A 19,547-nucleotide genomic window follows, 5' to 3' on the forward strand; every position below is an offset into this window, starting at 1 on the left:
TTAGTCTGTAGATAAAAAGCCGCCTCGGGGAAACTCGAGGCGGTTTTGATTTTAGTGTATAATATGTAGACTTATAATTAACAATTTGATATGAACAAGAAGACAATATTATCCGCGATTGTGGTCGCTCTAATTTTAGTTGGGATAGGATGTTGGTTTATTTACAGTCGACAAAATAATCAGAACATTGTTACCACAATCGATCGTGATTTTACAGATCAAGAACTCTCAGAGATTGAAACCAAAATTTCTGATTTAAAGTCGAAGGTCGATTCTAATGTTTCTAAAGAAGAAAGATACACAACCCTGCTGGCATTAGGTGCTGAGCAGCACCGCATAGGGCGGCTAGTAGATGCCCGAGAAACATTTACAGCAGCAAGCAAACTTCTCCCAGATAATCCTACTCCAGTGGGTTTGAAATTTATTGTTGAAGAAGCCATGCAAGATTACAAGGCCGCGAAGAAAACCCTAGAAAAGGGTTTAGAGCTAAACCCTACTAGCGGGCTGTTTTGGCAGCAATACATTGAACTTTTGGAAAACCATTTTGAGATAAGCAAAGAGCAGTTGGATAAGTTATACCAGGAAGGTTTGCAGAAAACAAATAATTCTCCCGAACTATTAGAATCTTATAATAGATTTAAATCTTAATTCATTTACCAATAAGACTCCTCGCCATGATTGGTGTTGAGCGTATTTATTACAGCTTTAACATTGGGTTTGTTTTCTTATGAGCTTTTATCTGTAAATGCCTAGAGCAAAATAGTAGATTCCTGTTCGGGTATGGCCTATGTTTCTGGGTTTACAACATCTATCCCTTGGAGGGATGTAAATGATGTGGATCATTTACACATATTGATGTAGGCCTCAATGAAAAGCCAGTTCGCAAGCAGGTTTTATATTTGACAAACCTATCTGGGGTTGGTATTTTGTAGCTGTTTAAGGCTAATCCTGGGAAGCCTTAAGCAAAGCTCATCATTAACGCATACACATATGCCAACACGAAGCGCTAAGCGCAACCATCACGCAGGGCTGCTGGCCGTACTCGAGCTAAGCAGCTAAAAACCAAACCAAATTGGATCCAGATCGAACTTAAGCGTGCGATCCGGCCTCTTATTAATTCCCTTAAGCCAACTATTACCGCGTTGGTTTTTTTGTTGGTTTCTACCCAGCTACAGGGGATAGCCGACAAGGCAAAAACCACGGATCCCTGCCCGGAGCCTAAAACCAGCTTAGTGTCTCCCGCATTGCTGGCGTCGCCGGCTTTGGTACTGGCCGCTCTGGAGGGTACCGGCGAGTCTGCCAAGATGGCCAAACAGCAGGCAATAAGTACAATCAAAGCGGGTTATCGAACTTTGCTAATTACCCGTCACGCCGCTCAGCGCATGGCCGAGCGGGGAGTGAGCCGCGAGGTAATTGCCCTGGCCTTAGAGCGCGGGAAGTTGTTTGCTTACAAGCACGCCCGCGGCGGAGGGTTGATTAAGATCGGCTATTACTTGTCCGACAATGCTTTTACCGGCGCAGCTAAAGGCGTGTTCGTGGCCGTGGATCAGGTTCACGAAAAAGTCGTCACCGTCATCCGCGGCGTTCCTGTCGAGTACATTCGGCGGTTGATTAGGGTTCGGTAATTTATACTTCATTAAATCTTAAAGCTCTCTTGAACATGATTGTGTTAATGTTATTTTGTGGGGGCCCAGCTAGGAGCAAGATAAGGCTTGTCACTCTTGTCTTAGGGGATCGTTACCCCTTGGGTCCACCACGCTTGACATATTGGGAATGGTTGTTTATATTGAATCTAGGTGACAAGCCTTATCAATACCAAATCGTTCTTAGCAAGACTTTAAAACCGCTTTCGCTCTTCGCGAGGCGGTTTTTATTTTGCTTAATTAGTTATAACTAAGGGAGGTTTTTTATAAATGTAACAATTTCTGCGCTGTCGGCGATACACTAGTCAGAAACAAAGGTCGAAGTAAATCAATTAAAGTAAGGAAATTATATGGAAAGAAGCTCAATCTTTACTCAAGTTATTTTAACGATCATATTTGCCACCGGGATTTTATTTGCCGGCGTCTTGCCAACAACTGCGCAAGTAGAAGCGCCCAACACTTGCATGGACCCTGCGTTTTCTTCACGATTCGCACCCGTCTCCAGACAGTGGAACTTCGAGCAGATAGACCACTTTTATAGCAACAACTCCGCCGAAACAGCTCCAGGGTACAAGGAAGAACAGCCGTTGGGTTACCTAATTAACAACGCAGATCAGGTCACTGTACCGCTCTACCGTTATTACAGCGCTGCCCTTACTGATCACTTTTACTCTGTATCAGATGAGGCTCCAGCCGGATACGCCAACGAAGGCATACTAGGTTACGTATTCGTTTCGCACCGGGAGGGGACTGTGCCGATTTATCGTCTCTATCGCCACGAGATGAGCCCGTTGAATGGGGATCACTTGTATACCACTAGCGCTTCCGAGCGAGACTTGGCCGCCCAGTTCGGCTATGTCTACGAAGGCATCGAAGGATATGTATGCCCGATGTAAACCTGCTTGTTTCTTAAGCCCGCCGTGAAAATTTCGCAGCGGGTTTTTGATTTATAACTTATTAAGTAAAACTTGATTTAATTTACTCTTGACTGATTGAGGCCGTTTGCTAACCTGAATATAGATCAATTGGATAATCATGCAACTAAGCAAAGAATATTTCGACTTAAATTTAGAGAAGTTTTTCAGTAAATTCACTCATCTATCTGACGAAGTAACTCATTTGTCTGATAAGGTAACTAATTTATCTGACGAAGTAGCTCATTTAAATGAGCGCTATTTTTCCTTGTCGTTAGATGTAAAGCAAATTATTCAAACATTAGACGAGGTTAATAATCGTGATCTATCGGACAGCAATGCTATGTCGAGCACATTAATGAACCATGAACAACGGCTTAAATATCTGGAGCGTAAAGCTAAAGCGCATCAGCTGAGCAAGGTGAGATAAACCCTCTTTAAAAAAGCGAGGGTTTTTTGATTTGGAAAAATGTACTTTAATGTGCTATAATAATGACATCAAACTGTATTTTGTCGATACAAAGACAAATTTTGAAACAAAAAATTTCGCTTAAACAAAGCAGAAACAAAAATCTAAAAAAATGATTACCGCGGAACTTAACCAGCTCCTGCAAAAGAAGCGTATCGTTTCTAAAACCGACCTAGGAATACTAGAAAAAGAATGGCAAGGCCTTAAGACTCCCATGCAATGGGAGGATTTTTTGGTAGATAAAAAAGCTGTTACCGAAGATCAGTTGTTAAAGGTTAAAAGCGAAGAATTTGGGGTGGAAACAGTCGATTTGCATGACCAGCAGATTACCGAAGCCTTGTTAAATTACGTACCCGAACCCATTGCCCGACGGCATAAGGTGATTAGCTTTGCTAAAAATAAAAATGAACTGAGTCTGGCTATGGTAGACCCCACCGATTTGCAGACTAAGGAGTTCATCAAAAAGAAGACTGGCCTGGATATTAAAGTGTTTCTGATTGGTAAGTCGTCGCTAGATTTTGGCCTGTCTAAATACCACAACAACCTGGAAGGCGAGATTAAGCACATGGTGGCCGAAGGCAAGAAGGACCCAGGTGCGCTGCCAGAACCAGGGGAGCTGAACGACGATTTAAAAAAACAGGCCGAAGAAATTCCGATTGTCCGTGTTGTGGACACCTTATTAGAGTATGCTGTCATCGAAAAAGCTTCCGATATTCATATTGAACCTCAAGAAAACAGCGTGGTGGTGCGCTATCGTATTGATGGCGTCTTGCATGATGTAATGACTCTGCCAAAAGCTATACAGGCGGCTCTCGTAGCGCGCATTAAGGTTTTGGCTAACCTTAAAATTGACGAGCACCGTATGCCTCAGGATGGACGTTATAAGATCGAAAAGGATGGCTATAAATTTAGCTTGCGTATCTCTACAATTCCTATTTTTGACGGAGAAAAAGTGGTGATGCGTTTACTAGACGAATCTAGCCGTGCGTTAAGTTTAGAGGCGCTCGGCTTTTTGCAGTCGCAGTTGGATATTGTAAACCGTAATATTCACAAGCCGCATGGCATGATGCTTATTACCGGACCAACCGGGAGCGGTAAGTCTACTTCGCTGTATGCGATTCTGACAATTTTAAATACCAAGCAGGTAAATATTTCGACTATTGAGGATCCGGTAGAATATCGTATTGCCGGCGCCAACCAAATGCAGGTTAATCCGAAAATCGGTTTGACTTTCGCTATGGGGTTGCGTGCGCTGTTGCGTCAGGATCCGAATATTATCATGATCGGGGAAATTCGCGACCAAGAGACTGCCGAAGAATCCATGCACGCGGCTATGACTGGCCATATCGTGCTTTCTACGCTGCACACCAACTCTGCTTCTGCGGCACCGCCGCGCTTGATCGATATCGGCATAGAACCGTATTTAATCGCATCCACCTTAAATGCGATTATGGCGCAGCGTTTAGTGCGCATGATTTGTCCAGATTGCAAAACCGAAAAACCGGTCGATGCCGATATTGCCAAATCTTTGCAAAAGCAATTCAATTTGGACGCGCTTATGGAAGTTTTGCAAAAACTTGAACTTGCCAATGGTGCTAAGTCTTTCGAAGACCTCAAGTTTTACGAAGGCGCCGGCTGTGAAAAGTGCAACAAGACCGGGTATAAAGGCCGTATCGGTGTTCACGAAATTATGGAAAACACTCCCCAAATAGAAGAACTTATAGTAAAGCGGGCCACCAGTCAGGACATCGAAAAGCAAGCCGTGGCGCAAGGGATGATTACTATGTGGCAGGACGGCTTTATTAAAGCCGTTGCAGGGCAGACCACTATCGAAGAAATTTTGCGTGTTACTAAAGAATAAAATGAGGTTGATCGGCGTGCCGAGCTACTGCTTCGAAGCATTAACAAACATTTGAATGCCTAAATTTTCCTATACTGCAGTTACCAAAGACGGCAAGCGCGAGACCGGCGAAATTGAGGCGGCTAATTTTTTGTCGGCTGGGCATTTGCTAAAGGAGAAGGGGATGATCCCCATGGAGCTGTTGGAGAAATCCAATTTTAAAATCGGTGACTACTTTGCCAATTTTTCTAAAATTGCATTAAAAGACAAAATTGCTTTCATTCAAAATTTGGACCTGCTCCTTAAGTCTGGTGTTGCTGCCCCCCGGGCGATGAAAATTATTTCCAAGCAGACTGCTAATAAAAAGTTTAAGAAGATTATAGACGAATTGGCCGCGCAGGTAGAAGCCGGCAAGTCGATGCACGAATCTATGGCGCAGTACCCCAAAGTATTTTCGCACATCTTTATTAGCATGATCGAAGTAGGCGAGTTGTCGGGAAATCTAGAAAAAAGTTTGGAGTATCTGCGCATCCAGCTGCAGCGCGAGGCGGATCTGAAATCGAAAACCAAGGGCGCCATGATGTATCCGGCCGTGATAGTTTCGGCGATGATTATTATTGGTATCTTGCTGGCAATATTTGTTTTGCCGAAGCTCACCTCCACCTTTAAAGACTTTGATGCAGAGTTGCCTGTTCTTACCCGAGTAGTGGTGAGCGTGAGTGATTTTGCAGCCGCTAATTCGGTTATAGTTTTAGTTCTGATGGTGGCCACGGTTCTGGGGGTTATAATCGGTCTGCGCACTGTACCGGGAAAAAGACTAATGGCCTTTATAGCTTTGAAGTTTCCTATGATCAGCCCGATCGTTAAGAAGATAAACATAGCGCGCTTTGCTCGTATCTTAGGCTCACTGATGAAGTCTGGCATATCTGTGGTACAGGGTTTGCATGTTACCAGCGAAGCGCTGGGTAATGTTTATTACAAAGAGGTTTTGTCTGCCACCGCAGAGGATGTAAAGCTCGGAAAACCGCTTACAGACTCTCTAGCAAAAAACGAGAAATTATTCCCGTTCTTGGTTACTCAAATGATCGCTATTGGCGAGGAAACTGGTAGCCTGGAACAGATTTTGGACCAGCTAGCGGAGCATAACGAAATGGAAATTGATGACACAATGAAGAACATTTCTTCTATTATCGAACCTCTGCTGCTGCTGGTTATCGGGGTGGTGGTCGGCTTTCTGGCGTTGGCGCTTATAATGCCTATCTATAACATCAGCCAGTCTATCGGTTAATTTTGATATAATTTAGAAGACAAACAAACAGCAAAATGCGTTTAAACATCCTGCAAAAAAAGCATCATTATATCGGCCTTCACATTAATAACCACGCTATCAAAGCGTTGCAGTTTGATATTTCTGCAAGCAAAAACTCCGTGCGCGCCTACACCAATGTTCCCATGCCTAAGGGAATGATTGTTAATGATGATTTTACCGATGTTGATGCTCTGGCCGGGTTGATAGAGCGAAGTTTGGACCACCCGCAGCATGGCAGCTTTTCCACTAAGCGTGTCATTGTAGCTCTTCCGGAATCTAAATCTTTTGTGCGTATTATTCCGATGCAGAACATGACCGACAGCGAAATTGGCAATGCGATTCTTTTCGAAGCCGAAAGCTATATACCGCTGCCTATGGATCAGGTTTATTATGACTGGCAGATTTTAGAGCGCAAGCCCACGGGGGTAGAGGTGCTAGTGATTGCTTCACCACGCGCTTATGTTGACCGATACATTACGGTACTGGAAAAAGCCGGCTTGAAGATCGCCGGCATAGAAACCGAAGCGCAGAGCGTGGCCCGCGCCTTGGTGCCGACCAAAATTAAGGAGCCGATTTTGATTGCCGATATTGATGCATTTAAAACCGCTTTGGTAATGGTTCAGGATGGCACCTTGCAATTTACATCTTCTATTCCTATTGCCGGGAACATTTTTACCGAGCGCTTAGCCAAAGCGGCTTCGGTGGCCGCTCCCGAAGCAGAGAAAATTAAGCGCCAGTTCGGATTTTCTAATACAGTAGAGTACCCAAATTTGAAGCTGCAAATGCTGCCGGCGATGGAAGATTTGGCTGCGGAGATTAGAAATATTTTGAAGTTTCATTACGATCATCACGAAACTCATATCGGTACTTTGCTGCTTACGGGTGGCGGGGCTAAGCTGCAGCACATTGGAGAATCATTAGAGCCTTTGTTGGAGCAGTATGCTCCTTTAAAAGTTCTGGTTTCTAATCCGCTAGAGCATATTCCTAATTTGCACGAAAATGCCCTGGGGCCATACGAGGCCCTGAGTTTTGTAACCGCCATCGGCCTGGCATTATGGGAGATAGAATGAAGCATATAAATTTATTGCCCAAGCACAAGCAGACCGAGTTATATTATGAGGATCTGTATCATTCCACCTTAGTCGCTGTAATTATTGGGGTGGTGGTTTTGCTGTTGGGCATCGTCGCTCAGATTTTTGTAATGGTTTACCTTAATAGCACCGAAAGTCGAGTTAGCGCAGAAGTGGAAACCCTCAAGCAGCAAACCGACAAGACAGAAAATGCTGAATTAAAAAAGCAGATCCGTTTGATTAACAATCAGATGGTGGATTTCGAAAAACTGGCCGCGAATTCGCCAAAGTGGTCCAGGGTCGTATCGTCATTTGCCAAGCTTGTGCCGCGCGGAGTAAAAATCAATTCGTTTAAAGCCGACAGTAAAACCGGCAAAGTGGATATTACCGGATTTAGTCCGACCCGTGAATCGGTTATCGAATTGTATAACAACATCAACTCAGACAAGGAGCATTTCAAAGACATCAACTATCCGCTGGAAAATGTTTCTAAGCCTACCGATGTTCAGTTTAACTTCACTTTTTATATAGTAGAAGGAGTATTAATGCCAAAGCCGGAGCCAGTACCGGTTGATCCGGCGGCAGTTCCTGCTGCGCCGGCTGCCGTGCCAGCAGAGTAATTTTTTAATGAGATGCTAAAGTTAAATTCTAGAATAAAACTATTTGGTGTAATGATCCTGTTCGGCATATTTGCCGCACTGATGTTTACCTATGGATATGGAATTTTAGAGAATCGCAATCAAGCCCGCTTGGATGTGGTTAATCAAAAGAACCTCGAGCTGGAGGTTCTTAAAAAGGAACAGCTTACTTACGAGCAGGGTAAAAAGGATATTACCACTCTCACACAAAAGACCTACCCTCCTCAGGATTTGTTTAGCAAAGACACTAAGGTGGTAAAGGAGATAAAGATCTTGGAAGATTTGGCTAAGCGTTACAGCTTAACCTTTACGCTCACTGTTTCTGGCACAACCAAGATGGCCACTAAGGTGACAGGCGTAACAGGGGAATTGTTTTTGATTCCGTATACCGTTACGATCGATGGTGCGTTTAATAATATCCAAAGATATATAGAAGCGGCCGAGCATAGCGCCTTTATCAACGAAGTGCAGCAGGTTTCTATTTCTTCTACCCCCGATAATCGTGCTAGGGGAGTATTTAATGCAGTATTTTATTTAAAGCCATGAAGCTAAACATGAAATTGGATCTAAAAGCGATCCTTCCATTTATTCTAAAGCGATTTTCCCTGGTGCTCTGGGTGTTTTTAGGCTTGGTAATAATTGCGGAAGCTTTTGTGATTAAATCTTCCATTGCCAAGATGAACAAAGCTCAGGAGCAGTCTCAGTTTGCCAATTCCCAACTGGTGCGGGTTAATTTTGACTCGTATGAGGCTATAGAGAAGCGCCTTTCCGAAAATGCTTCGTTTGTGCCATCTACGCCAACTAGCGGCGATCCGTTTGGGGTTGTAACCCTGACAGATGAATAACAAACCTATTGATTTTTTGACAGGTTTTTGGTAACATTACTGGGTATTTAAAGTGAAAATTCATTCGGGTCGGTAGCTCAGCTGGTTAGAGCAGTTGCCTCTTAAGCAATTGGTCGTGGGTTCGAATCCCACCCGACCCACCAAAAAACTCGGACTTATCCGAGTTTTTTTAAATAGTAGTTGTTTGCAAATTGAAGCTGTTCGGGAGTTCCCACAGGCAGCCAGCGAGTGGCCCGAAATAATTTAACAGGGACACTTTCGGCTTCTCTGGCGAGAGTGTGAGGAAGGCTGAATTCGGCGCCGCTAGGTGTTTCGACTTTTACTAAAGAATAATCAAAGAATTTAGGATCCAGGCAGTATGCTCCGCAGTTTATTAAGCTCGAATTTTCATTAAAGCCGATAAAGTTGTTATTCTCGTCTTCGGCGATACCGTACTTGGCAGTTTGCGTGCTTTGCCAGACAAGCATGGCATTGCCGTTGCTAAGTAGGTTAGTTAAATCCGTTTTGGTATAAAGATCATCGCCATTTACAGCTAAGAACTTAGTGTGGAGCAAATCTTTAGCGCGAAGCAGGGCATCGCCGGTTCCTAGCAGTTCATGCTGGGTAACATATCGAACAGTTTTGCCATTCCAGCTTTCGCCGAAGTGTTTAATAATTTGATCGCCTAAATAGCCGACCACAATAATGACTTCGGTGATTTCGTCCGGGAGGGAATTTAAAGTGTGTTCGAGCAATGGCTTGCCGCCAATGTCGATAAGCGGTTTGGGGTGATGTTCTGTAAAGGGCCGGAGGCGCAAGCCTTTGCCGGCTGCAAGAATTACTGCTTGCATAAATTTTTGCTTTAAAATTTATGGTCAATCTAAGCAAGCTAAGATTGATCGTGGTGCACCCGGCAGGATTCGAACCTGCTACCTTCTGGTTCGAAGCCAGACACTCTATCCAAATGAGCTACGGGTGCATAATATCAAAATTTTACCCCAAATACAGCGCCCTGACAAGTACTCTCGGCTCGCTGGGCCATGGTATAATCTACATATGTTAATTGTACTTTTGGGCGAAGATGTTTACGCCAAACAGGAATATTTACAGAATATAATAGAGAAGTCCGAGTTAGAAATAGCCCGGTATGACGCAACCATGCCATTGCCCAAGCTTGGCTCTTTGGCGGGCCAGAGCTTGTTTGGTGCCGGCCAAATTCATATCTTCAGCCATTGCCTAGGCCAGTACGATTTGCCGGAATTGGAATCTGCAGCTAAGGGCACTAGTCAGATTGTGTTTATAGAGGACACCTTAGATAAGCGCTTAACCAAAACAAAGCAGCTGATGAAGATAGCGGAAGTGAAAGAATTTTTGGCTCCTGCTCCGGAGGTTGCTGCCAAGTGGATTGTAAGCCATGCGGAAAGCATAGGCATAACTATTCAGCCGGCTGCGGCTGCGGAAATGTCGCTGCGCTTGATAGGGGAGACAAAAAAGAACTTATCTACCACTGCTGCGCATAATGAGCTGCTTAAGCTTTGGGCCTTTGCCGGAGAGAAAACCATCACAAAGCAAATGGTTGAAGAACTGACTCCGAAAGATTTAGCCATAGATTTATTTGCACTGCTGGATAGCATTGGACAAAAGAACAAGCCTGCAGTTGTGAGACTGCTCCAGCAATATTACGATTCTAGTAGCGAAGACGACAAAACTCTCACTATCCGTTTGTCTGCGCTATTGGCCGACCAATTGCGGAGCATTATGATTGTAAAACAGGCAAGCGAGCAAAGATTATCCGATAACGACCTTCTAACAGCAACAGGCTGGAAGAGCGGGCGGTTATTCATCATGAAAAAACTGGCTAATAACTTTTCGGCGCAGCAATTATCTGGGGCATTAAACAAATTTTATAATCTTGATAAAGAATTAAAAAATTCCAACTTACCGCCCCGCATAGTAATCGACATGATAGTTGCAGTAATTTAATATTTGTGCTATAATAGTTACACATGTCTAAAAAAACTCTATTCTTCTGCACAGCCATCGCCATCGCCGCTGCATTAACTTTCCCAGCGATCGCATTGTTAGCTTAATTTTAAAATCCTTTTGCTTCGCATGAGGATTTTTTAAATAAAATTAATCAATAAACATCATAAAATCATGATGAAACAAATTACCAAAGCGAGAGTGGCAAAAATTGCCGCTAGTGCCGCTATTTCTGTGAGTTTATTAGCTCCTTCGGCAGCCTTTGCCATTACTGCAAACAGCGATACCAAAGACTCCGGACAGGCCAGAACTAACAAGCCTATCGAATTTCAGGGCGGGCCCATTAAGCAGAAGACCCGATCCATAAAAGATTGCCAAGTGGATGCTAAGGCTATAAAAGAGACTTATCGTAAAGCCGTGCAGGCCAACGATAAAACTTATGCTGCCGCAGTCAAATCTTCTAATCAGACTGCTAGTGCTGCCACTAAGGCAGCGGCACAGGCTCGAAAAACTGCCACCAGTGCAGCTAAGTCTATAAAAGATAAGGATGCCCGCCAAGCTGCTTTAAAAAAGGCAGAAACCGATTACAAAGCAGCTACCAAAGCCGCGAAAGATGCCCAGAAGGCTTCTAAAGAAGCCGCAAACCAAGCGCGCAAAACTGCCAACAAAACTGCTGAGCAGTCTCGCGATGCGGCACTCCGCAACTCCGGCTGCGTTAAAGGCGCCAGTACAAATGGAGTTTTCGGTAGGGTTGCAAATTTCTTCAGTTTCTAATTTAGAAATCAAAAGACGCACGAAATGTGCGTCTTTTTTATTTGGTGATAACTATTTAGTTTATAGGCCGCGCTTTTCTTTCTTACGGTCGTTAGGGTCGAGCAAACGTTTGCGGATGCGGATGCTTTGCGGTGTGACTTCTACAAGCTCGTCTGCGCCGATGTATTCCAAAGCAAAGTCTAAGGTAACTTCGCGAGGCGGAACCAATATAATGCCTTCATCGCTGCCCGAGGCTCGCATGTTTGTCAGTTTCTTGCCTTTGCAGATATTTACTTCTATATCTGCTTCCAATGCATTTTTCCCAACTACTTGTCCCAAGTAAACTTCGGTGGCTGGGCCAACAAACATGATGCCTCGATCTTGAGCATTGTTGAGGCCATAGGCCGTACTGGTGCCGGACTCCGAAGCGATTAAGGATCCGTGCTGGTTGGTGGAGGTATCGATTTCGTGTACCGGGCGGTAGCTGTCAAAGAGATTGTTGATAATAACCGTACCTTTGGTGCGGGTAAGCAGTAAGTTTTTTAAACCAATTAAACCGCGCGTTGGGATAATGTATTCGGCGTGAATTTCTCCGCTCGGAGTGGTCTCCAAAATTTGCATCTCCCCGCCGCGCTTGCCGATTTCTTCTATGACGGCGCCTTGGTGTTCGCTTGGTACATCCACAGACAGGAATTCGTAAGGCTCTTTACGGACACCGTCTTCTTCGTGGAAAATAACCTGAGGCTGAGAAACTTGCATTTCGAAGCCTTCGCGGCGCATGGTTTCTATTAATACTGCCAAGTGCAGTTCGCCGCGTCCGGACACTAAGAATGAGTCGCCGGTAGCTTCTTCTACGCGCAGCGCCACGTTGGTTTCTAGTTCTTTGAAGAGGCGGTCGCGGATTTGCCTGGATGTGAGCAAATTACCTTCGCGTCCGGCAAATGGGGAAGTGTTTACCCCAAATGTCATTTTAATGGTCGGCTGTTCGATCTCGACTGGAGGAATTTGGCGCGGATTAGCTGTATCGGTAATAGTGTCGCCGATTTGCACGCCGTCGAAACCGCCAATCGCTACAATGTCTCCTGCTACGGCCTGGTCGACTTCTACGGTGTTTAAGCCTTCGTACATTAATAAGGAGGAAGCTTTGCCGTTGGTTTTGGTTCCCTCTCGAGAAATTAAAGTGATGTTTTGGGCTCTCGCCACGCTGCCGGAAGAAATTTTACCGATACCGATTTTACCTTTGTAGTTATCGTAACGCAGCGCTAAAACGAGCATAGCGAATGGGTCATCGGAGATGGTTGGTGCGGCAATATTGGAAACGATGGCTTCGAATACCGGAGTGATGTCTGGCGCCGAATTGGATTGAATTTTTTGCAGAGTTTCGGACGCATCGAGGCCGGCAATACCTTTGATGCCGCTGGCATAAAGAATAGGAAAGTCGAGCTGTTCTTCTGTTGCACCCAAAGACACGAACAGGTCGAAAGTCTTGTTAACTACTTCGTCAATCTGCGCCTCTGGCTTGTCGATTTTATTGATTACAACAATGGCTTTGTGGCCCAGTTCCAGCGCCTTTTTTAAAACGAACTTAGTCTGGGGCATCGGACCTTCCTTGGCGTCTACTAATAATAGTACGCCGTCGGCCATTTTAAGGGTACGCTCAACTTCGCCGCCGAAGTCTGCGTGACCCGGGGTGTCGACAATATTGATTTTGACCTCGTTGTAAATAAGAGAAGCATTTTTGGCGGTAATGGTGATGCCTCGTTCACGCTCGATGTCGCCGGAATCCATAATCAAAACATCGCCGGCATCTTTAACGGTTTGGGTTTGTTTGAGCATGGCGTCTACTAGGGTGGTTTTGCCATGGTCAACGTGAGCGATGATGGCAACGTTTCGGATATTGTCGCGGGTCATAAAATTATTTCATTAAAAAATGCCGGCATTTCCGGCAGGAATTCGTAGCATTATTATAGTCAATTTGATGGTTATTGTCAATAAAGCAAAATAAAAAAGAGTTAGCTGCTACTAACTCTTGCTGTCGCTTTTGCGTGTCCATTAAACTTTTTATCGGTCTTCGGGTGGGAAGAGAAACTCGATTACTCTTCCTAGCGCGCCGATAATGACGAGCATCAAGCCGACTTTGGCTGTGCTGGATCCAATGGCCGCTGCATTTCCGCTACAGATGAAGAATATCGGAATGCTGGCCATTAAAAGAACCGCTCCGATTATAAGCATCCAGGTTATGACTCTGGAGCCAGTCTCCAGTTTGGTTTGGCTTGTCATACTGCTTCGGCTTCCTCGGCCATTTCTTCTTTTACCATCATTTGAACGTAATTTTTACCCAAGGTAGTTTGTATATAAATTTCATCCCGTAGTTCGGCGGGGGTAAGAGATCTGCCGCCTGCCATAAACTGAGGAGTGTCTTGATTAGGAAGCTCCTTAATTTGTACCATCTGACGTTCTCTCATTTCTGTATAGCGATCCCAGGGGACGTCCACGAATGCCGCATAAGGATTTGCTGGTTGGTCGGCTTTTTTCAGTTCGCGGTTTTTTGCCGGCACCGGTTCTGTTGCATTGCCGTTATCTTCGTCATCATCACCGCCCTCGAGTTCTTCATTTTCGCCTTCGTCCTCGTCGTCATCGCCGAACGGCGACGTGTAAGCAATTGGCGGAAGCAGTCTATGGATGATGTAACAGAATCCTGATAGCACCAAAAGAGCAAAGGAGACAAAGAACAATACAGTTTCATTTGTGATAAGACCAATGATCGCGATAATGAACGCCACGATCATTAGAAAATTGGATGCTCGCAACATATATTTCCTCCTGTGTTGTACTAACTATGAAAAATACCATATCGCTAGGGTAAAGTCAATATATTTGCTATAATGGTGAAGCAAATACACCTATATGGCTTCACACAAAAACGTTCAAAATATTAGTTTTCTGGTACTCCTCATCGGAGCATCATTGTTCGTATTATTCATCCTAACTCCATTTTTTAATATCATTGCCATGGCTTTTATCTTGGCAATTTTGTTTTATCCGGTGTATAAATGGATCCTTAATCGAATCGGTTACCCGAGCTGGGCTAGTTTTCTTACTTTACTCACAATGGTGTTGATTGTAGCGTTGCCATTATGGCTGTTTGGTCAGTTATTGTGGAATGAGATTCAGGAAGCCGTGGATCAGATCCGAAATGGCCAGTTGGTAGTCTCGCGCGATCAAATAGTCCAGAGTGTGCCGCAGCAGCTTCAAGAGCCAATAGAAAGCTTCTCTCGGGACATCAATGGTCTTGCCGAGCGATTCACTTCGCAGGCCTTTAGTTCTGCGACCGCCGTGCTTTCTAATGTGGCTAACTTTGTGCTGGGGATGTTCATCTTAATCTTTATGGTGTTCTTTTTGCTACGCGATGGAAACAAAATGTCGCATGTATTTATGGATCTTTCTCCCATTGCTTCTTCCCAGGAGCGTAAACTATTGGAACGCATAAAATCGGCCGTTAATGGCGTGGTTAAGGGCTCTTTCCTAATTGCTTTAGCACAGGGTGCAATAGCAACGATCGGGTTTTTAGTGTTTGGGGTACCTCAGCCTCTGCTGTGGGGTATGTTTACTGTTTTAACTTCGCTTGTTCCGAACGTAGGCACATCAATTTCCTTGGTGCCTGCGGTTATTTACCTCCTCGTTACTGGCAATACACCGGCCGCAATTGGGCTGGCCATTTGGGGTGCTGTCGCTGTCGGTACTGTAGACAACTTCTTGGGGCCAAAACTTATTGGTAATTCTTTGAAGCTCCATCCCGTATTGGTATTGCTGGCAGTGCTCGGCGGTATTAAGTTTTTTGGGATCCTAGGATTTTTGATAGGGCCCATACTGATGGCAGTATTTGTAGAATTGCTGGATATGTACCGTACTGATTTTAAGGAGTATATTCGAGGCTAATGTTTGCTCTATATATATTGTTATTTTTAGCGGCGCCGCTCTATGTGTGGCGCTTTTCCATTGCTCCCGGCTCGTATGAACTGCCGGCTAATTTCTTGATGCTGGCAGGTTTTGCGGTCATTGCAGCTGGGTTGTTAGAAGTTTTAGCTAGAAAACAATTCTTAGCATTTTTAGATCATATAAAATCATTACCCAAAGCGGTTTTGGTTGGCGCCGGTTTGATATTAGTGGCAAGTATCATTTCTTTAATGGCCTTTGGCGTAACTCCAGAAAAAATTGGGCAGTGGGTTGTGTTGTATGCTCAGCCCCTGACGATATTTTTATTATTGAGTTTTTACACCGCGCGCAATCCGGGAGTACTAAGAAAGCTAAGCTTGGCTGCCTATGCTTTGGTGTTTGCCGCCGGATGCGTAGCTGTTTATCAGTATTTCACTTTAGATACTTTGCCGGCAGCCTGGCAGGGGAATAGTGTAGAGCCAAAACGGGCCATAGCTTTTTTTGCTCACCCGAATGCGTTTGCTTTGTTTATGACTCCGGTCTTGGCCTGGTTGATTCCTGATGCGGTTAAGCATTTTGGAAGAGTGTGGGAAATTTTTCGGAGCAGCAATTCGTGGTGGCAGCAACGATCGGAAATTTTGCAAAATAAGCTGGTAGTGTTGGCGTGGCTCGTGGGAGCGTTTGGATTATTTCTCTCCCTGTCGCGCGGGGCTTGGCTCGGCCTGGCTGCAGCCGCCACGGCATACGCAGTGCTTTCTGCAAATAAAAAAGTTCTAATCACATTCGCCGCTATCGCGCTTATAGCAGCAGGCATTGTCGCCAGTGTGCCGAACTTGCGTTATCGTGCGATTCTTCCTTTTCATGGAGAGAAATCATCAGTAGCTAGATTAAGCCTATGGGACACTGGCACAAAGATGCTGGCCGATAGCCCCGTGCTGGGCAAGGGCATATCCGGATTTGATATCAATTGGGACAAGTATAATACTGACCCGAATCTGGATCATTATAATTTTCCTCATAATATTTTCTTAAACTTTTGGATCGATTTAGGCTTAGCCGGCTTGGTGGGATTTGCGATCATAATAGCTTGGTCATTTTGGCGGGGGATTAAGAAGAGAAAGAATGATATTGCTATGGGATTGCTCTTATTCATGCTGGCCACTACAATACACGGACTAATAGACATCCCATATTTAAAAAACGATTTGGCGCTGGTGTTTTGGATGGTTATGGCGGTGAGTGTCGCTTATCTGTCGCCCGACCGGCCAGCGAAAGCAGAGCTTTAGCCATATTCTATTTAGGTATATAATATAGAGCAAAATTAAATAGGAGGATAATATGGGCTTAACTGCAAAAATGCGCGATTTTATCGTGGATGTGTACGAATTAAATCCGGCTTTCTTTGAAGCACGTTTAGAAAAAGCTAAAGTGTGGATTCCCGAATCTCAGATCATGATGAAGCGTGTCATATGTGAGCAAAGTTTTGCCATTGTCGCTCCAACTGGCGGCGGTAAAACCGTTATGGGTCAATTGACGGCGGTGCAGCTATCGCAGCGCTGTTTGTTTTTGGTTCCCATGCGCAGGCTTGCTAAGCGCCATCAAAAACTGTTCGAAGCAATTGGTTCTAAGCTTCCCACTCGGGTGATTATCGGCGAAACTCCGGTTAAGAAAAGAATTTGGGATAATCATGATGAGCGGGTGATTTTTGCCACCGGACAGGTGGTGATGGAAGAATTAAAAAAGAATCCTGAGCTGTTAAAAAATTTCGGGCATGTAATTTTTGATGAATTCCATAATGCGGCAACAGGCACCCATGCTTATTCACAAATCGCCGTAAGGGCGAAAATGGAGAATCTCTCGCGGATTGGCTTGTCTGCTTCGCCGGGTAATAGTAAAGAGAAGATTGGCCAAGCGATGAAGAATTGCTGCCTGGACCGAATCTATAATATTGCCATGCCGGTTACTAGGCAAATTGCCAGCATTATTCATGTAGAGGAATTGCCAGGCAAGATTATCGGCCGGCACAGATATCTGGAAGAGCTGATCCAGAACGAAATGACTCGCTGCGCTTACATTTTTAATTACCAAGCCAGGGCGAAACTTGGGGTTTCGGTTTTCGTAGACCCGAAAAAGCATCTTGGCTACAAGGAGATTAAAAAGTTTCGCGAAGGACTTTTAGAATACATGCCAAATACGGCAATCGGCGAAAATTACAACTTGTTCGAAGATAAAGCGTCTGTTGGCCAGTTGCTAAGTACTTTGCGCGAATACGAAGTATGGGCGCATGTTTACGATCTGGTTCACAATGAAAGCTACGAAGCTTTCCGGAATTATTACCAAGAAACATTAGTTCCCAGCACTGCAGGTTACGCCATAAGGATGGTAAAGCGGGGAAGAATGGCAGACCTGATCGATCTGACTCAAAATGCCGTCCACCCGAAAATGCATCTACTTTTGAAGATGATGGAATCGTTGCAAAGGCGAGGTATGCAGGCTATTAATTTTGTGGCTAACAAGGCGACAGCTATGGGCTGCCACGCATTTTTGCAGACGAACAACGTAACCAGCAATACTATGCTTGGCGGCGGGACCATGAAAGGAATAGATCAGGAAGCAGCTCTAGAAGCCATCGAAGACAAAAGGGTGCAGATTCTAAACGCTACCACTGTGGTGCGCGAAGGCTTTGATCTTTCTGTGGATTGCGTCATCAATTATAACCCGCCGAAGAGCAGCATCGACCTTATTCAGCGTTCTGGCCGCGCCGGACGACATGACAAGCCAGCTGAGATCATTTACCTTGCTACAGCAGAGGAGAGGGTTAAGATTTATGCAGCGGACAGAAATGTTCGCCGTATGAAGCTGGCCGAGCTTTCGCAATTTGCTGGATCTTTGTTCCCTCAGGAATTTAATCCCGAAGAAGTATTCTTGGGTGATGATTTGGAAATAGGTGAAATTGAGGAGGAAGTTTATCTTCCGCCGGTTATGGCAGCAGGTTCGCAGCCTAATTTGTTTTAGGTAAATGCTCATTAATAAAAACCGCTCATTATTTTGAGCGGTTTAATTTTGTAATTTTATCGATCAGCGCGGTCGTAGATTCGGTACGTTCGAAGTCGGGGACAATGACTAGCTTGGCGTCCGTGTTTTCTATGCCGTACACTTCGACGTTTTTATAATCTTGGTTCTTGAAGATGAAATCGGCATTCAGTATTTCTGCAGCGTAGCCAAAGTCTTCTGCGGTTTCCAGAGTAAATGCAGCTGATACGCACCTTACGCCTTCTATAATTGCTAAACGATCGGCTTCTGGCACAATCGGCCGTCCTGCGCCTTTGCGGTCTCGTACTAACTGATCCGAATCTACACCGACTACTAAAAACCCATCATGGCCGCATCGCCGGTCACACGATAACAGGTACTGTAGATGTGCGCTGTGGAATATATCGAAGCTGCCCGAAGTTAATCCTACAGTTTTGTCTTTATACATTTCCCGGACCAGTTCGACATCGGACTGATCATACAAATTAAAAATCATAATTCCTCCTGTAGCCGGTTATTGTAGTAGTAATTGGGTCAGGTGTCAATGTTGACACTTGAGTTTAAAATTGTTAAATTTAGAAGCCATTTCAGGAGGAATAATATGAGTAAATCACAGAGCAATACATGGACCCCTGCCCCGATAGTGGGCGCTTTTGTGGAAGCAGCCGGTTCGCAAGGAAAGTTAGTTTGTATTCGGAGGAATTATGGAGGAAATAAAGTTTCGACCAGGATTTAATTTCGACACCGCCAACGAGGAGTGGTTGGCCAAGCGGCTGGCCATGATCGTGCTAGGCACGGATCAAGTTACCAGAAAGGAAACCGGTTATCAGTGGGCTCTCGGTCCTACTAATGACTGGTGGATGGAATATGATCCGGTCGCGAAAGAAGTTACCTTGGCTTACCGTTATGGCGGGGGTCGCAACGACTCACACATGAGAACTTTGCGCACGGCTATAATTTGGCTCTTAGGATTCGAGGATTCAAATCCTATTTTCGATGGGGGTCCGGACATGGCCTCGCCCGATAAAGGCTTGGCCAATAGGCTAAGTAGCATATAGAAATTTGCAATTCGATTGTAAATACACAACAGCTAGTTTAAAAACTAGCTGTTTTTTTATTTTGTAACATTTATGGC

Annotated in this window: 21 protein-coding genes and 2 tRNA genes; 17 read left to right on the forward strand and 6 right to left on the reverse strand. The window is 44.7% G+C overall.

Going from position 1 to position 19,547, the window contains the following annotated elements:
- Window positions 1–90: 90 nt before the first annotated feature.
- From IPM19_00650 to IPM19_00700, 11 genes are all read left to right on the forward strand, one after another.
- Window positions 91–648: a hypothetical protein gene (locus IPM19_00650; protein ID QQS23065.1), complete on the forward strand. Its 558-nt coding sequence runs from the start codon at window positions 91–93 to the stop codon at window positions 646–648.
- Between the two features lie 494 nt (window positions 649–1,142).
- Window positions 1,143–1,625 carry a DUF4258 domain-containing protein gene (locus IPM19_00655; protein ID QQS23066.1) on the forward strand — a complete coding sequence of 161 codons (483 nt, stop codon included), beginning with the start codon at window positions 1,143–1,145 and terminating at the stop codon, window positions 1,623–1,625.
- A gap of 368 nt (window positions 1,626–1,993) precedes the next feature.
- Window positions 1,994–2,539 (forward strand): hypothetical protein, encoded by a 546-nt coding sequence (locus IPM19_00660; protein QQS23067.1) that lies wholly within the window; start codon window positions 1,994–1,996, stop codon window positions 2,537–2,539.
- Between the two features lie 139 nt (window positions 2,540–2,678).
- A complete protein-coding gene (locus IPM19_00665) occupies window positions 2,679–2,987 on the forward strand; it encodes a hypothetical protein (protein ID QQS23068.1) in 309 nt (102 codons plus the stop codon).
- Window positions 2,988–3,138: 151 nt separating this feature from the next.
- Window positions 3,139–4,887 carry a type II/IV secretion system protein gene (locus IPM19_00670; protein ID QQS23069.1) on the forward strand — a complete coding sequence of 583 codons (1,749 nt, stop codon included), beginning with the start codon at window positions 3,139–3,141 and terminating at the stop codon, window positions 4,885–4,887.
- 55 nt (window positions 4,888–4,942) lie between these two features.
- A complete protein-coding gene (locus IPM19_00675) occupies window positions 4,943–6,154 on the forward strand; it encodes a type II secretion system F family protein (protein ID QQS23070.1) in 1,212 nt (403 codons plus the stop codon).
- 35 nt (window positions 6,155–6,189) lie between these two features.
- Window positions 6,190–7,245 (forward strand): type IV pilus assembly protein PilM, encoded by a 1,056-nt coding sequence (pilM, locus tag IPM19_00680; protein ID QQS23071.1) that lies wholly within the window; start codon window positions 6,190–6,192, stop codon window positions 7,243–7,245.
- Window positions 7,242–7,865: a PilN domain-containing protein gene (locus IPM19_00685; protein ID QQS23072.1), complete on the forward strand. Its 624-nt coding sequence runs from the start codon at window positions 7,242–7,244 to the stop codon at window positions 7,863–7,865. Before pilM ends, IPM19_00685 begins: the two co-directional genes overlap by 4 nt.
- Before the next feature lie 12 nt (window positions 7,866–7,877).
- A complete protein-coding gene (locus tag IPM19_00690; GenBank protein QQS23073.1) occupies window positions 7,878–8,429 on the forward strand; it encodes a hypothetical protein in 552 nt (183 codons plus the stop codon).
- A gap of 8 nt (window positions 8,430–8,437) precedes the next feature.
- Window positions 8,438–8,728: a hypothetical protein gene (locus IPM19_00695; protein ID QQS23074.1), complete on the forward strand. Its 291-nt coding sequence runs from the start codon at window positions 8,438–8,440 to the stop codon at window positions 8,726–8,728.
- Window positions 8,729–8,794: 66 nt separating this feature from the next.
- A tRNA-Lys gene (locus IPM19_00700) sits at window positions 8,795–8,871 on the forward strand.
- Window positions 8,872–8,883: 12 nt separating this feature from the next.
- Here IPM19_00700 and IPM19_00705 read toward each other — a convergent pair.
- Window positions 8,884–9,558, reverse strand: a complete 675-nt coding sequence (locus tag IPM19_00705; GenBank protein ID QQS23075.1) for an NTP transferase domain-containing protein — start codon at window positions 9,556–9,558, stop codon at window positions 8,884–8,886.
- A gap of 51 nt (window positions 9,559–9,609) precedes the next feature.
- Window positions 9,610–9,686 (reverse strand) — tRNA-Arg (locus IPM19_00710).
- 77 nt (window positions 9,687–9,763) lie between these two features.
- Here IPM19_00710 and IPM19_00715 point away from each other — a divergent pair.
- On the forward strand, window positions 9,764–10,690 hold the full coding sequence (locus tag IPM19_00715) for a hypothetical protein (protein QQS23076.1): 927 nt from the start codon (window positions 9,764–9,766) through the stop codon (window positions 10,688–10,690).
- 174 nt (window positions 10,691–10,864) lie between these two features.
- On the forward strand, window positions 10,865–11,464 hold the full coding sequence (locus IPM19_00720) for a hypothetical protein (GenBank protein ID QQS23077.1): 600 nt from the start codon (window positions 10,865–10,867) through the stop codon (window positions 11,462–11,464).
- Between the two features lie 60 nt (window positions 11,465–11,524).
- Here IPM19_00720 and typA read toward each other — a convergent pair whose 3' ends face one another.
- The 3 genes from typA to IPM19_00735 all read right to left on the reverse strand — a co-directional run bounded on the left by typA (window position 11,525) and on the right by IPM19_00735 (window position 14,256).
- Window positions 11,525–13,354 carry a translational GTPase TypA gene (gene typA, locus IPM19_00725; GenBank protein QQS23078.1) on the reverse strand — a complete coding sequence of 610 codons (1,830 nt, stop codon included), beginning with the start codon at window positions 13,352–13,354 and terminating at the stop codon, window positions 11,525–11,527.
- A gap of 150 nt (window positions 13,355–13,504) precedes the next feature.
- Complete coding sequence (locus tag IPM19_00730) at window positions 13,505–13,723, reverse strand: hypothetical protein (protein ID QQS23079.1); 219 nt, start codon at window positions 13,721–13,723, stop codon at window positions 13,505–13,507.
- Window positions 13,720–14,256 (reverse strand): hypothetical protein, encoded by a 537-nt coding sequence (locus IPM19_00735; GenBank protein QQS23080.1) that lies wholly within the window; start codon window positions 14,254–14,256, stop codon window positions 13,720–13,722. Before IPM19_00735 ends, IPM19_00730 begins: the two co-directional genes overlap by 4 nt.
- A gap of 94 nt (window positions 14,257–14,350) precedes the next feature.
- Here IPM19_00735 and IPM19_00740 point away from each other — a divergent pair, with 94 nt between their 5' ends.
- The 3 genes from IPM19_00740 to IPM19_00750 are packed head-to-tail and all read left to right on the forward strand — an operon-like array spanning window position 14,351 to window position 18,394.
- On the forward strand, window positions 14,351–15,382 hold the full coding sequence (locus tag IPM19_00740) for an AI-2E family transporter (protein QQS23081.1): 1,032 nt from the start codon (window positions 14,351–14,353) through the stop codon (window positions 15,380–15,382).
- Window positions 15,382–16,665 (forward strand): O-antigen ligase family protein, encoded by a 1,284-nt coding sequence (locus IPM19_00745; GenBank protein QQS23082.1) that lies wholly within the window; start codon window positions 15,382–15,384, stop codon window positions 16,663–16,665. The genes IPM19_00740 and IPM19_00745 overlap by 1 nt, the downstream gene beginning before the upstream one ends.
- 52 nt (window positions 16,666–16,717) lie before the next feature.
- On the forward strand, window positions 16,718–18,394 hold the full coding sequence (locus IPM19_00750) for a DEAD/DEAH box helicase family protein (protein ID QQS23083.1): 1,677 nt from the start codon (window positions 16,718–16,720) through the stop codon (window positions 18,392–18,394).
- Between the two features lie 28 nt (window positions 18,395–18,422).
- On the opposite strand, the gene IPM19_00755 is transcribed toward IPM19_00750, so the two are convergent.
- Complete coding sequence (locus tag IPM19_00755; protein ID QQS23084.1) at window positions 18,423–18,908, reverse strand: adenylyltransferase/cytidyltransferase family protein; 486 nt, start codon at window positions 18,906–18,908, stop codon at window positions 18,423–18,425.
- Window positions 18,909–19,116: 208 nt separating this feature from the next.
- Between IPM19_00755 and IPM19_00760 the strand changes: the two genes are divergently transcribed.
- Window positions 19,117–19,470 (forward strand): hypothetical protein, encoded by a 354-nt coding sequence (locus IPM19_00760; protein ID QQS23085.1) that lies wholly within the window; start codon window positions 19,117–19,119, stop codon window positions 19,468–19,470.
- Window positions 19,471–19,547 lie beyond the last annotated feature (77 nt).

The organism is bacterium (assembly GCA_016699995.1).
Classification (GTDB): domain Bacteria; phylum Patescibacteriota; class Doudnabacteria; order UBA920; family UBA920; genus UBA920.